At 62.3% G+C, this 13,796-nt stretch carries 11 protein-coding genes; 1 reads left to right on the top strand and 10 read right to left on the bottom strand.

Annotation, left to right across the window (positions count from 1 at the left end):
* The first annotated feature begins 461 nt into the window (after window positions 1–461).
* Window positions 462–1,532 (top strand): 3-deoxy-7-phosphoheptulonate synthase, encoded by a 1,071-nt coding sequence (locus LVW35_RS10225; RefSeq protein ID WP_233895251.1) that lies wholly within the window; start codon window positions 462–464, stop codon window positions 1,530–1,532.
* A 15-nt stretch (window positions 1,533–1,547) separates the two neighbouring features.
* Here LVW35_RS10225 and LVW35_RS10220 read toward each other — a convergent pair whose 3' ends face one another.
* From LVW35_RS10220 to LVW35_RS10175, 10 genes are all read right to left on the bottom strand, one after another.
* Complete coding sequence (locus LVW35_RS10220; protein WP_233895250.1) at window positions 1,548–2,246, bottom strand: NAD(P)H-dependent oxidoreductase; 699 nt, start codon at window positions 2,244–2,246, stop codon at window positions 1,548–1,550.
* 9 nt (window positions 2,247–2,255) lie between these two features.
* Window positions 2,256–3,875 (bottom strand): ABC transporter ATP-binding protein, encoded by a 1,620-nt coding sequence (locus tag LVW35_RS10215; RefSeq protein WP_233895248.1) that lies wholly within the window; start codon window positions 3,873–3,875, stop codon window positions 2,256–2,258.
* 2 nt (window positions 3,876–3,877) lie between these two features.
* Window positions 3,878–4,705 (bottom strand): ABC transporter permease, encoded by an 828-nt coding sequence (locus tag LVW35_RS10210; protein WP_233895246.1) that lies wholly within the window; start codon window positions 4,703–4,705, stop codon window positions 3,878–3,880.
* 2 nt (window positions 4,706–4,707) lie between these two features.
* Window positions 4,708–5,667, bottom strand: coding sequence for an ABC transporter permease (locus tag LVW35_RS10205; RefSeq protein WP_233895244.1), 960 nt, complete (start codon window positions 5,665–5,667; stop codon window positions 4,708–4,710).
* A gap of 11 nt (window positions 5,668–5,678) precedes the next feature.
* Window positions 5,679–7,265, bottom strand: coding sequence for an ABC transporter substrate-binding protein (locus LVW35_RS10200; protein ID WP_233895242.1), 1,587 nt, complete (start codon window positions 7,263–7,265; stop codon window positions 5,679–5,681).
* A gap of 19 nt (window positions 7,266–7,284) precedes the next feature.
* Window positions 7,285–8,892: a 5-guanidino-2-oxopentanoate decarboxylase gene (locus LVW35_RS10195; protein ID WP_233895240.1), complete on the bottom strand. Its 1,608-nt coding sequence runs from the start codon at window positions 8,890–8,892 to the stop codon at window positions 7,285–7,287.
* On the bottom strand, window positions 8,882–10,990 hold the full coding sequence (locus LVW35_RS10190; protein WP_233895238.1) for an acetate--CoA ligase family protein: 2,109 nt from the start codon (window positions 10,988–10,990) through the stop codon (window positions 8,882–8,884). Before LVW35_RS10190 ends, LVW35_RS10195 begins: the two co-directional genes overlap by 11 nt.
* Window positions 10,991–11,012: 22 nt before the next feature.
* A complete protein-coding gene (locus LVW35_RS10185; protein WP_233895236.1) occupies window positions 11,013–12,167 on the bottom strand; it encodes an acyl-CoA dehydrogenase family protein in 1,155 nt (384 codons plus the stop codon).
* A 19-nt stretch (window positions 12,168–12,186) separates the two neighbouring features.
* The gene (locus LVW35_RS10180; RefSeq protein WP_233895234.1) at window positions 12,187–12,978 is read right to left on the bottom strand and encodes an enoyl-CoA hydratase/isomerase family protein; all 792 of its coding nucleotides are present in this window, start codon (window positions 12,976–12,978) and stop codon (window positions 12,187–12,189) included.
* Between the two features lie 146 nt (window positions 12,979–13,124).
* Complete coding sequence (locus tag LVW35_RS10175; protein WP_233895232.1) at window positions 13,125–13,763, bottom strand: TetR family transcriptional regulator C-terminal domain-containing protein; 639 nt, start codon at window positions 13,761–13,763, stop codon at window positions 13,125–13,127.
* Between the last annotated feature and the right edge of the window lie 33 nt (window positions 13,764–13,796).

Here is a 13,796-nt window from a genome sequence, read left to right as displayed (position 1 = left end):
ACTCACCCACACTCAGGTTTGCCCTGCTGCCAGCGCCCCGCGCTCGGTGTCGGCTACCCGTGTGAACGGTTCGAGCGCAGCGGTAAGCTTTTATTTTGGGTATTGGTTTAGCCACTGGCGCGCCTGATACCTGAAGTCGGCGCCCACTACTCAAGGGGTCGCCTTCCAGAGAAATCTAAACCCCCGGTCGGCTCCCCGACCGGGGGTTTTGTTTTTTCAGGCCTCTATCCATTTTGCAGAACACTTAAAGGACACACGACATGAACTACGCCACCTATTACCGCTACGACACTTCCACCGCATGGCGATTTAGCCAGCTCCGCTCGGGACAGCCTGCCGCCTCCGATCGGTCACCTCTTGGTGGCAAGCCAACACACGTAGCCAATACGGCCAATTGTCGAACACCCCAGTAGGGCCAAGCGCGCGGGAACAGCCCGCCGCTTGCCCAGGAAGCCTTGAATATGAACTCCGCCACCGCCGTTCTGCCGATCTCTGCACTGACCAGTGCCAATGAAACCCTGACCCAGCGCCTGCCCAGCTCCCTTGATTTAAAGCTCAAGCTGCCCCTCAGCCCGTTCCTCAACGAACAAGTCCACGCCCACCGCCAAGCCGTGCGCGCCATCCTCAATGGCGAAGACTCCCGTTTGCTGGTGATTGTCGGCCCGTGCTCGATCCACGACCCCGAATCGGCCATGGAATACGCGCGCAACCTGAAGAAACTCGCCCTTGAGGTCAGCGACCAGATGCTGCTGGTGATCCGCGCCTACGTCGAAAAACCGCGCACCACCATCGGTTGGAAAGGCCTGGCCTACGACCCCCATCTGGATGGCAGCGATGACATGGCGGCCGGCCTCACCCTGTCCCGCGAACTGATGCGCGAAATGCTGCGCCTGGGCCTGCCGGTGGCGACCGAACTGCTGCAACCCATGGCGGCCGGCTACTTCGATGACCTGCTCAGTTGGGTCGCGATTGGCGCACGTACCACCGAATCGCAGATCCACCGCGAGATGGCCAGCGGCCTGGGCATGCCCGTGGGCTTCAAGAACGGCACCGATGGCGGCGTCGCGATTGCCTGTGACGCGATGCGCTCGGCGTCCCACCCGCACCGTCACTTCGGCGTCGACAGCCAGGGCCACCCGGCGATCATCCAGACCCCAGGCAACCCCGATACTCACCTGGTGCTACGCGGCGGTCACCGTGGGCCGAACTACGATGCGCAGAGCGTGGCGCAGGTGAAGCACGACCTGGCCAAGTCCAAGGTGGCAGCACGCATCATGGTCGATTGCAGCCACGCCAACAGCGGCAAGGACCCGTTGCGCCAACCGGCGGTGTTCAACGAGGTGCTGGAACAGCGCCTGCAGGGCGACACTTCGCTGATTGGCATGATGCTCGAAAGCCATCTGTTCGAAGGCTGCCAGCCGCTGAGCGCGTCGATGAAGTACGGCGTGTCAGTGACCGATGGTTGCCTGGGCTGGAATGGCACCGAGCAACTGCTGCGCAGTGCGGCGCAGCGGTTGCGCACCCAAGGCTAAACGATCAAGGCGCTGCTACAGCGGGTACAGCGCCTCATCAAACTGCTCAAGCTTCGGAAATACCAGGGGCTGCTCATCCGCCAGCCCTTTTAGCCGTTGCTCATAGCCCATCAGGAAATCCTGGCGTGCCTCGGCGCTGATGTACGGCACATGCCACGCCACAAACGGCGCCAGCACGTCATAACCCACATACGCCAACGTACCGCGCAGAATCGGTCGCAACATATCCTCCAACGGCCCGTGAATCGCGCTCTCGCCGAACATATGCTCACGCCCGCCCAGGGTCACCGTGACCATTGCCTGCTTACCCGCCAGCCCGCCTTTATCGTAAAAGCGCTTGCCGCCGTAGCACACACCCGACACCAGTACCCGGTCGATCCAGCCCTTGAGCATCGCAGGCGCCGAAAACCAGAAAATCGGGAAGTTGAGGATCAACAGATCAGCCCACATCAGCTTGTCCAACTCACCTTGGATATCCGCGGCAATCGACTGCTTCTTCACCCCCAGGCGCTGCTCCAGGGCATACACCAGATAGTCCGGATTTTCCCGCGACGAAAAGTCCGCCGCCGACGCCACCGGGTTCCACTGCATGGCGTACAAATCGCTGATCTTTACCTCATGCCCCTGCCCCTCCAGCGTGGCGACCGCCTGGTCGCGCAAGGCGGCGGTAAACGACTGCGGCTCAGGATGGGCGTGAACAATCAAAACCTTCATGGGATTTCCTCAAACGGTGTGCGCCGCCCGTTGGGCCAGCAGATGATCGAGCCAGTCCGGATCCATTTCCGGTTCCGATGAAAACAACAGGCCGGTGTAGTCCTGGTACGGCGGGGTGAAAATCGCACTGCGGCTGCCCTGGTCCACCACCCTGCCCCGCTGCATCACCACCACCTCGTCGGCAATGGCACGCACGGTGGCGACGTCATGCGTGATAAACAGGTAGGCCACGCCCAGTTGTTGCTGGAGGCGGTCGAGCAATTTCAGCACGCCTTCGGCCACCCGTTGATCGAGGGCCGAGGTGACTTCATCGCAGATGATCAGCTGCGGGTCGGCCGCCAGGGCGCGGGCGATGCAGATTCGCTGCTTCTGGCCACCGGACAATTCCCTCGGCTGACGCTCCATGAACACCGCCGGGTCCAGTTCGATCATCTCCAGCAACTCGGCCACACGGGCGCGCATCGCCTTGCTCTTGAGCCCGAGATAAAACGTGAGCGGGCGGCCGATGATATCGACGATGCGCTGGCGCGGGTTCAGCGCGGTATCTGGGATCTGGTAGATCATCTGGATACGCCGCAGTTGCTCCTTGCCGCGTCGCCGAAAATCCACCGGCAACGCCTCGCCGTCATACAGCACCTGCCCCGCCGTGGCCGGCAATAGTCCGGTGATCAATCGCGCCGTGGAGCTCTTGCCGCTGCCGGATTCGCCGATCACCGCCAGGGTCTGGCCGCGGTAGAGCTTCATGGATACGTCATGCAGCACCGGTTGATGCCCATAACTGGCGCTCACTTGACGCACCTCCAGCAGCGGCCGTTCTTGCGTCGGACAAACCTTGGGCTCGGTGCGAAAACTGCGCACCGCCCACAGGGATTTGGTGTAGTCCTGCTGCGGCTGACTGAGCATGCTGCGGGTGTCCGCCTCTTCCACCAACTTGCCGTGGCGCAGCACCATGATGCGGTCGGCCATCTGCGCCACCACCGCAAGGTCATGGCTGATATACAACGCGGCGCTGCCGTAGGTCTTTACCGCATCGCGGATCGCCGCCAGCACTTCGATCTGGGTGGTGACATCGAGGGCAGTGGTGGGTTCGTCGAAGATGATCAGGTCCGGGTGGCAGGCCATAGCCATCGCCGTCATCACCCGCTGCAATTGCCCGCCGGAGACTTGATGGGGGTAACGCTGGCCGATGGTTTGCGGGTTGGGCAGGCCCAGTACGCGGTACAGTTCGACCGCTTCGCGTTCTGCCTGAGCGCGGTCAATACCGCCGTTGATTACCGCCGTTTCCACGTGTTGGTCAATCAGGCGATGTGCTGGGTTGAACGCCGCCGCCGCGCTCTGTGCCACATAGGCAACGCGCAGGCCGCGCAGCTTGCGCAACGCCTCGGGCTTGGCCTGCAGCAACTGGATGCCGTCAAAACATACCGAGCCGCCGATGATGCGGCAACCATCCCGCGCATAGCCCATTGCCGCCAGTCCCAAGGTGGATTTGCCCGCCCCCGACTCGCCGATCAAACCCAGTACCTCACCCCGCTGCAAGGTCAGGTCGATGCCCTTGATCAGCGGGTGCCAGGCGTCATCGTAATGCCCTTCGATCTGCAGGTTGCGGATTTCCAGCAATGGCTTGTCCATCCTCAACACTCCTTCAGGCCGCTGGATTTGTGCAGCATCCAATCGACGACAAAATTCACGCTGACAGTGATCAACGCCACCGCCAGGGCCGGCAGCAACGGGCTGATGTCGCCGAACGTAATCAACACCGCGTTATCGCGCACCATGCTGCCCCAGTCCGCAGTGGGCGGTTGAATACCCAGGCCGAGGAACGACAACGCACTGATGAACAGGAACACAAAGCACAAGCGCAGGCCGAACTCGGCAATCAGCGGCGCGGCTGCGTTGGGCAACACCTCGCGGGTGATCAACCACCACAGGTCTTCGCCGCGCAGGCGGGCGGCTTCGACAAAGTCCTGCACCACCACGGTCATCGCTACCGCGCGGGACAAGCGAAACACCCGTGTCGAATCCAGCAGCGCAATCACCAACACCAGCGATGTGGCGTTGGTGCCCACCACACTCAGAATCAGCAAGGCGAAGATCAGTTGCGGGATCGCCATCAGCACATCCACCACCCGCGACAAGCCCTGATCGATCCAGCCACCCTTGATTGCCGCCACCAAGCCGCTCAAGCCACCCAATAAAAACGCCAATGCAGTGGTCAGGAAAGCAATACCCAGCGTATTGCGCGCGCCATAGACAAGGCGACTGAACATATCGCGCCCCAGGTTATCGGTGCCCAGCAGGAACTGCCCGCTCCAGGGCGCAAAACCCTCGCCCACCACCTGGGTTTCGCCATAGGGCGCCAGCAACGGCGCAAACACGGCCACGGCGATGTACAGCAGAATAATCAGTAGGCCGAACTTGGCGCTCAACGGGGCCCGGACCACTTGGCTCAACAGGTTCATGGCTACCCCTTGGGATGCATCAGGCGTGGGTTGCTGGCGATGGACAACACGTCCGCCCCGGTATTGAGCAAGATGTAAGTGGCGGCAAAAATCAGGCTGCACGCCTGCACCACCGGGATATCGCGCTTGGACACCGAGTCCACCAGCAATTGGCCGAGGCCCGGATAGACGAAGACCACTTCAACCACCACCACCCCCACCACCAGATAGGCCAGGTTCAATGCGACCACGTTGACGATGGGCGCAAGCGCGTTGGGCAATGCATGCCGCCAGATAATCCGCGATTGGCGGATACCCTTGAGGCGGGCCATTTCGATATACGGGCTGGCGAGCAGGTTGATCAGGGACGCGCGTGTCATGCGCATCATCTGTGCGATCACCACCAGGCTCAGGGTGGCCACCGGCAACACCGAGCGTTCCAGAATCGTGCCGAACGTAGCATCCGGCGCCAGGTTGGACAGGCTGGGGAACCAGCCGAGTTTCACCGAGAACACCAGGATCAGCAGGTAGGCGACGAAGAACTCCGGGAACGACACGGCGCTCAACGCCGAGGTATTGAGCAGCCGGTCGAACCAGCTGTTGCGGTACAGCGCCGCCAGCATGCCAAGCACCAGCGCGGTAGGCACCGAGACCAATGCCGCCAGTGCGGCCAGGCTCAGGGTGTTGCCCAGTCGCGCACCGATCAGCTCGGCGATAGGTCTTTGATTGGCCAGCGACGCACCCAGATCGCCGTGTAGCAAACGCAGCAGCCACTGCGCAAACCGCGTGAATGGCGGTAGATCCAGGCCTAGCTGCGCGCGAAACGCCGCCACGGTTTCCGGCGTGGCGGACTGGCCGAGCATGGCCTGGGCAATATCTCCCGGCAGCATGCTCACGGCGAGAAAGATGCTCACCGACACGGCGAACAACGACAGCACACCCAGGGCCAGGCGTTGCAGGACCAGCTTCAACAGGCTATTCATGGTGCCACTCCTCAGGCCTGCCACCACCGCTCGATCAACCGCAACCCATCCAACTCACCATAGGGCGCGGTCAGCGGCCCGTGGTTGACCTTGTTCGAGCGCGCCGCCACGGAGCTGGCAAACAACGGCACAATCGCCCCGCCTTCGTCCCGGCAGAGGGCCTGCATTTCGTTGTACATTTCCTGGCGCAACGGCGCGTTCATCTCGCCACGGGCGGCGTTGAGCAGTTGGTTGAAGCGCGGGTTGTCCCAGTGGGTTTCATTCCACGCCGCGCCTTTGGCGTAGCCGATGCTGAACATGCGGTCGGCGGTCAGGCTGCTGTACCAGAACGACGTGGTGAATGGCTGTTTCATCCAGACGTTGGAGAAGTAGCCATCGGCCGGTTCACGCACCACATCAATGTCGATACCCGCTTGGCGTGCCTGCTCCTTGAACAATACCGAGGCGTCCACCGCACCGGTGTAAGCCGCGTCGGAAGCTTGCAGGCGCACCTTGAGCGACTCCACACCGGCCTTGCGCAGGTAAAAGCGTGACTTGTCCGGATCGTAGGTGCGCTGCTCCAGTGCCGCATTGATAAAGCGGCTGCCGGGCTGGATTGGGTGGTCGTTGCCCACCAGGCCGTAGCCGTGCAGCACCGAGGCCAACAGCGTCTCGCGGTTGATCGCGTGCTTCATGGCCATGCGGATGTCGTTGTTCTTGAACTCGTTGCTGCCGCACAGCATCGGGAAGGTGTAGTGCTGGGCGCCTTTGGTTTCTTCGATCACCAGACCGGGGTTGCGCTTGAGCAGCGCCACGGTTTTAAGGTCGACCTTGTTGATCACATCCACCTGGCCGGTGACCAACGCGTTGACCCGCGCGGCGCCGTCGGCGATGGCGAGCAACTCGGCGCTGGCGAAGTGCGCGCGGCCGGGCTTCCAGTAATCAGGGTTGCGCTCCAGGTCCATGCGCACGCCGGGTTCGAAGCTTTTCAAGCGATAGCCACTGGTGCCCACGCCACCTTGCCAGTCAGCCACGCCGTCCTTGGAGGGCATGATCACCAGGTGGTAATCGGCGACGACGTAGGCGAAGTCAGCGTTGCCCGAATGCAGCTCGAACAACACCGCATCGCTGCCCTTGGTACTGACGCTGGCGACATCACCCAGCACGGTCTTGGCCGCCGAAGTGGACTTGGCATCCAGGTGGTGATTGATCGAGGCCACCACGTCCTCGGCTGTCAGGCTCTTGCCGTTATGGAAGGTCACGCCGGGGCGTAAGTGGAAGGTCCAGACCCGCGCATCCGGCGTGGACTCAAAGCGCTCGGCCAACTCAGGAATCGCGCTGCCGTCCACCGCGATTTCCGTGAGGGTGTTGTACACCGCCGAGAAACCGACAAAGGTGAAGGTATCGACCCAGGAACCCGGATCGCGAGAATCGGTGGTGCTGCCACCGGCCAGGCCCAGGCGCAGCACGCCGCCCGGTTTGGGCGTGGCGTCTGCGGCAAACACCTGCAACGGCAAGCCCATGGAAAACGCCGCAGCCACCGCGCCAGCCACGGCGCTGTGTTTGAGGAAGTCGCGGCGGTGCATCGCTTGAGTCATTTTGTTGTTGTTTTCGCTCATGGTCTTGTCTCTCTAAAGGTCAACAGGCACAGGCATGTTTCAACTCGATCAAGGTCACGCCATTGCGTTGGAAAGCGTTGCGCAGGTCCGTCTGCAATTCATCCAGGTTGCGGGGCTGGTTCACGGCGCAGCCGAACGCCTGGGCGAACAGTGCAAAATCCGGGTTACGAGGCAACACGCCGATGGGTTCAATGTCCAGGTTGAGCATGTCATCGCGGATCTGGCCGAGGGCGTCGTTGTTCCACAACAGCACCACCAACGGACTGTCCAGCTCCTCGACGGCGGTGGCCAGTTCCTGGGCGGTATAGAGAAAACCGCCGTCGCCCACCAGCACCAGGCCCGGCCGCTGTGGCGCACCGAACTTGGCGCCGATGCCTGCGGGCAGGCCGTAGCCCAAGGTGCCGTAACCGGTGGGATGCAACCAACTGCGCGGCGCACGGCTGCGGTAGGCGTAATTGCCGGTATAGGCCAGCTGGGTCATGTCGCTGCTGATGAAGGCATTGGCCGGCAATTCGGCTTCGATTCGGTCGAGAATGGCTTGGTGGATTGACTGCAAGGGGCCGTGGCCCAGCGCTATCGCCTGACGCAAATTCGCAACCTTTGAAATAGCTGTTTCAGCATTGCGCGACGCGAGTGGCAGGCGTTCCAGCAAGGCCAGCACTGTTGGTTGGGCATCACCTTGCAGCGCCACGGCACAGGGGTAGAAATCATTGAACTTGCGCGGGTCGATATCCACCCGCAGCAGCTCGCCGTTGAGCGGCAGACGCTCGCGCCAATAGTCGGTGTCAGCCATTTCAGTGCCCACCGCCAGCACGACGTCCGCCTCGCTGATCAGTTGCCAGCCGGGGTCGACACACAGGGTAGCGCCGGCATTCAGCGGGTCATTGATCGGCAGTAACCCTTTGCCGGCCACGCTGGTGAAAAACGGCGCGGCCAACTGTGTGCTCAAACGCTGCAATGCCGGGCCGGCCGCCAACGCACCACCGCCGGCAATGATCATTGGTTGTTTGGCTGCCGAGAGTTTGGCCACGGCCTGATCCAAGGCTTCAACCGCAGGCAAGCCTCGACCTGGGCGTCGCACCACCTCATTGCTCCAATCCCGTTTGATCGGCGCGGCCAGCACATCCAGTGGCACCGAAATGTGTACCGGGCGTGGTCGTTCGCTGTCGAACACCGCATAGGCGCGTGCGACCAGCTCGGGCAAGTCTTCGGCACTCAGGGCCACCGCCGAAAACGCGGTGATCGGCGCGGTGATCGCACGCTGGTCCTGGGTCTCGTGCAGGATGCCCCAGCCTTTGCCGAGGCTGGCGGTGTGGTTAACACTGGATATCACCAGCATCGGAATCGAATCGGCGTACGCCTGGCCTATGGCCGTTGCTGCATTGGTCACGCCGGGGCCGGTGATCACAAAGCACACCCCCGGCTTGCCGCTGACTCGCGCGTATCCATCAGCCATAAAGCCCGCGCCTTGTTCGTGGCGCGTAAGCACATGGCGAATGCCACTGCCGGGCAGGCCGCGATACAGCTCCAAGGTGTGTACGCCGGGAATGCCAAACACAGTGTCGACACCATAATTGGCCAGCAACCGCACCAAGGCTTGGCCACCGGTCATCGCTTTATCTTGCATGTTCATCTCCTAGACGAATCAATGCATCGACCGCCATGGCGCCCTGGGCACTGACCAACAATGGGTTCACATCCAGCTCCAGCAATTGCCCGGCGTTGGCACAGGCGTAGTCGGCCACGGCACGGATCGCCGCCACCAATGCGTCCATATCCGCCACTTCACGCCCGCGAAAACCTTGCAGCAACGCGGCGCTGCGCAGGCTGAGCAAGGCATTGCGAATGGCACTGTCGGTCGTCGGCAACAACAGGCTGCGGCTGTCCTTGAGCAGTTCTACCAGGATGCCACCGGCACCGATGACCAGGGCCAGGCCGAAGTCGTTTTCGCGCTTGATGCCCACGATCAACTCCGCCAACGGCGGGGTCGCCATGGATTCCAGCAGTAACTGATCGAAGATGACATGCGGCGCATGAGCCGAGACCTGCTCGCGCATTTGCTCAAGTGCGGTGGTGAGGGCCATGCCATCTTGCAGGTTCAGCACCACGGCACCGGCCTCGGTCTTATGCGGCAACTGCGCGCTGACCGCCTTGAGCACCAGGGGATAGCCCAGCAACTCTGCATCGCTGACCGCCCTTCCCGGCGTACTCAGTACGCCGGCCGGTGTAGCCAGGCCGAACGCACGCAAGGCTTGCTTGGAGGCCCACTCGTCCAAGGCCCCGCCGCTGTCATCCAGGGCTTTTGGGCACAAGGGCTCGAGGGTCGACTCCCCTCGTTCCAGCAACACGCAGCGGGTGTTCTGGTAGTCGGCAATCCGTCCCCAGGCCGCCAGGGCATCCTCTACGCCTTGCAGCGCGGCAATGCCCTGAGCATGCAGGCGCTCGCGGGCATGGACTGGCAACAATTCGGGAAAGGCGGAGGTGACAAATCCGGTCTTGCCATGCCGATCGAGCGCGGCGCAAAACAGCTCCAGCAGCAGGTCGCATTCCTTGCGCTCGCCGGTAAATTCAGCCGGGTAGTCCAGCACCAACATGGCGGCATCCGCCTCGGTACGCAGCGCAGTGTCGAGCATCGCGTTGAGGGCATCACGGTCGCCCCAGATGGCGGTGGTGAAATCCAGCGGGTTGACCAGGTTGGCGTAGCTGGGCAACACCTGCGCCAGCTCACTGCGCTGGCCTTCATCGAGCTTGGGCAGGACCAGATGATTGCGTTCGGCATAGTCGGCAATCAGCCCCGCATCGCCACCGGAACAGGCCAGTGCAATCAGGCGGTTGCCCGCCGGAAGGTTGCCGCACGCGGCGGCCTTGAGGGTTTCGACAAAACTCACCGGCCCGCTGACACGGATCACGCCCAGGCGCGCAAACAGGCTGTCGTACAGCGTATCGGAGCCGGACAGCGAGCTGGTGTGACTCAAGGCCAGCTCGGCACCGATCTGCGAAACGCCGGTTTTCAACGCGATAATCGGAATACCTTTCTCCAGCGCCTTGTGCGCTGCTCGGGCAAACCCCGGCACATTCTTCAAGCCTTCCAGGTGCAGGCCAATGGCGGTGACGCGTGGCTCATCGAGCAACACATCCATCAACTCGGCAACGCCCAGCTGCGCCTGGTTACCCACCGAAGCCATATAGGCCACGGGTAGCGAACGGTCGCTCATCGACAGGTTGTAGGCGAAGTTGCCGCTCTGGGTCAGCACCGCCACGCCCTTCTCCACGGGCTTGCCGCCATGGGCGACCGGCCACAGCGCTGAGCTGTGCAGGTAGTCGAGCAGGCCGTAGCAATTGGGGCCGAGCAAGGCCATATCGCCTGCCGCCTTTAATAGCTGCTGCTGAATGGCCGCACCGCTGGCACCGGTTTCGGCAAAACCCGAGGCATAGCAAATGGCGCCCCCGGTGCCGATGGCGGCCAGCTCTGCCACGCAGGTCAGCGTCAACTCACGGTTGGTGGCGATAAACACCGCATCCGGCCCGCAGGGTAAATCCGCCACGCGGCGTACACAGGGGATGCCATCGAGGCTGTCATGCTGCGGATTGACCAGCCACATCGGCCCGGTAAAACCACCCTCGGCGCAGCGCTTGAGCGCCCGCGCCATGCTGCGTCCGCCCACGAACGCCAGATGCCGGGGCGCCAACAGGCGCCTGAGGTTGTCGCGAATAACCTGGGACATAAGCGTTCTCCGCCATTCAGCGCTACAGGGGCCGCAACAGTTCACGGGCGATGATATGGCGCTGGATTTCCGACGTGCCTTCCCATATCCGCTCGATCCGCGCGTTGCGCCAAATACGTTCTACCGGACCTTCATCCATCAAGCCCATGCCGCCAAAAATCTGCACCGCCTCGTCAGCCACCTTGCCAAGGGTTTCACTGGCAAACAGCTTGGCCATGCCCGCCTCGCCGTCGGTCATGCTGCCCTGATCCATTTTCCAGGCGGTGTGCAGGGTCAGCAGTTCAGCGGCGCGGATCTGCGTGGCCATGTCGGCCAGCTTGAAGCTCACGCCTTGGTAGGTGCCGATCGGCTGGCCGAACTGCTTGCGGTCCGCCGCCCATTGCAATGACACATCCAGCGCACGCTGGGCCTGACCGACGCAATTCGCGGCGACCATCACACGGCCGGCCGTCAGCCAAGCGTTGGCCACGTCCCAGCCCTTGCCGACTTCGCCCAGCACCTTGGACGCCGGGACGCGGCAATCATCGAAGAATATTTCATAGGTGTGATAACCCCGGTTGCTCACGCACTTGGGGCCACGGCGGATGGTCATGCCAGGCGTACCGCGATCCACCAGGAACGAAGTGACCGCATTGCGTTGCCGACCGTTGTGTTCGTAAGTGTCGGTGACCGCAAACACGATGGCGAAATCGGCGTGCCCGGCATGGCTGATAAAGTGCTTGCTGCCGTTGATCACGAAGTCATCGCCACTGCACACGGCGCGGGTCTTGATGGCATTGGCGTCGGAACCGGCGCCGGGTTCGGTCAAGGCAAAACAGTCGATTTTCTTGCCTTGCACACAGGGCAACAGGTAGTCGCCAATCTGTGAGCCAGTGCACGCCATGAGGATCTTGGACGGCCGCGCGACAAACACATGCAACGCCCAGGAAACTTTGGACAACTCCCGCTCGATCAGGGCCTGGGACAGGTAATCCAGGCCACCGCCACCCACTTCTTCCGGCATGTTGAAGGCATAGAAACCGGCGGCAAGCGCCTTGTCGCGGATCTGCGCAGCCAATTCGGGCGAGACCTCATCGGCACGGTCCACGGCTTCTTCATGGGGCAACAATTCCTTGGCAACAAAACTGCGTACCGCGTCCACCAGCATGTCTTGTTCTTGGCTGAGTTGGAAATTCATGGCGCTACCTGTGCTGTTCTTATTGGCCGGAGAAGTTCGGAAGGCGTTTTTCCATGGAGGCACGCAAGGCTTCGGCGCCGTCGGCACTGCGTCCACACAACAGGCCAGCGGCCAGTTCGGCCTGCAGTTGCTCGGGCAGGCTGCGCTCGGCGCCTTCACGGATCAGGGTCTTGGTCTGGGTGAAGGCAAAGGTCGGGCCGCTGGCCAGGCGCGTGGCGAGTTCGGTGGCATGGGCGTGCAGTTGATCATCCGCGACCACTTCCCCCACCAGGCCGGCGGCCAGGGCTCGGTCGGCGCTCCACAGTTCGTCAAGGAACAGCAGGCGCTTGGCTTGTTCGCTGCCGATCAGGCGCGGCAAGTGCCAGCTGGCACCGGCGTCCGGCGAGTACGCCATGCTGGTGTAGCCGGCCTTGAAGCGCGCCGATTGGGCAGCGATGCGTAGATCGCAGCACAGGGTCAGGTCCATGCCCGCGCCGACGGCGGTGCCGTTGATGGCGGCAATCGTGGGTTTGTCGAGGGCATGCAAACGAGTCATCAAGGCGTGGGCGGTTTGCGTCCAGCCATAGGTCTCAAGGGCGCCCCGGGCTTCGGCGTCGGCCCATTCGGCCAGGTCGGCACCCGCGCAGAAGCTACGACCGTTGCCGGTCAACACCACCACGCGCACAGCGGCGTCAGTGTCGAAGGCATCGAGCAAGGCGTGCAGGTGCTTGAGAGTGGGAATGTCCAAGGCATTGCGCTGCGGGCCACGGTTGAGGGTGATCCAGGCAACGCCGGCTTGTACATGACTGAGCACGGGCGAATCGATCGTCATGGCTTCCTCGAATTATTGTATTTGGCTTGAGGGGTGCGACATGAAGCGATACTAAACAAGTGTTCAGTAAGAAGGCAATCAGCAAACTGCAAATATTTTCAAAGAGGGAAATGCCGGCCCGAACTTGGCGTTCGAACGAGATGGGCTCAGGATTCGAGCTGGTAACGCTGGCGACCGCCAGCCTGCAGGCCGTCCACCCAGGCTTCACAGATTTGAATGCCCTGCTCGGGTGTGAAGGTGCCGGGGTTGAGCCCCGATTCCAGCCACAACCCGTCGAGCAGTGCGCTCAGGCCGATGGCCGCAAGATCGGCATCGAAGTGCTTCCAGCCCTCCTCCCTGGCCATATCGGTCAGGGCCGAACGCATGATGGTGCGGTACTCGCCATAGGAGTGTTCGTGCGCCAGGTTGATCGCCGGCGCGGTCTTGACCGCGCCCCAGAACACCAGCCAGGCGTCCAGCAGGTGCGGGTCAAGCAATTCGGCGGAAAACGAACCACGGAACAACGCCGACAGACGCTCCCGAGGGTTCGGTGGTGCCTTGGCCATGGTCTCGCGCAACAGGCTCATGACCTGATCGGTGATGGTGCGATAGGCCTCGGCCACCAGTTCGTCCTTGCCCGAATAGTGATGGCTGATCAGCCCCACCGACACCCCGGCCTCGGCACTGATCTTGCGGATCGATGCGCCCTGAAAACCATCGCGCTTGAGGCAAGTAAGCGTGGCCTGGACCAGGTTGGCCTTGCGCACTTGCGGTTCCATCCGGGAAAAACGGGATTCCTGGGTCATGCGGCGAATTCCTACGGTTGAGTCGGCAGCACG

Origin of the sequence: Pseudomonas sp. HN11 (assembly GCF_021390155.1) — a bacterium.
Classification (GTDB): Bacteria; Pseudomonadota; Gammaproteobacteria; order Pseudomonadales; family Pseudomonadaceae; genus Aquipseudomonas.
This window is presented reverse-complemented; position numbering and strand designations above follow the sequence as displayed.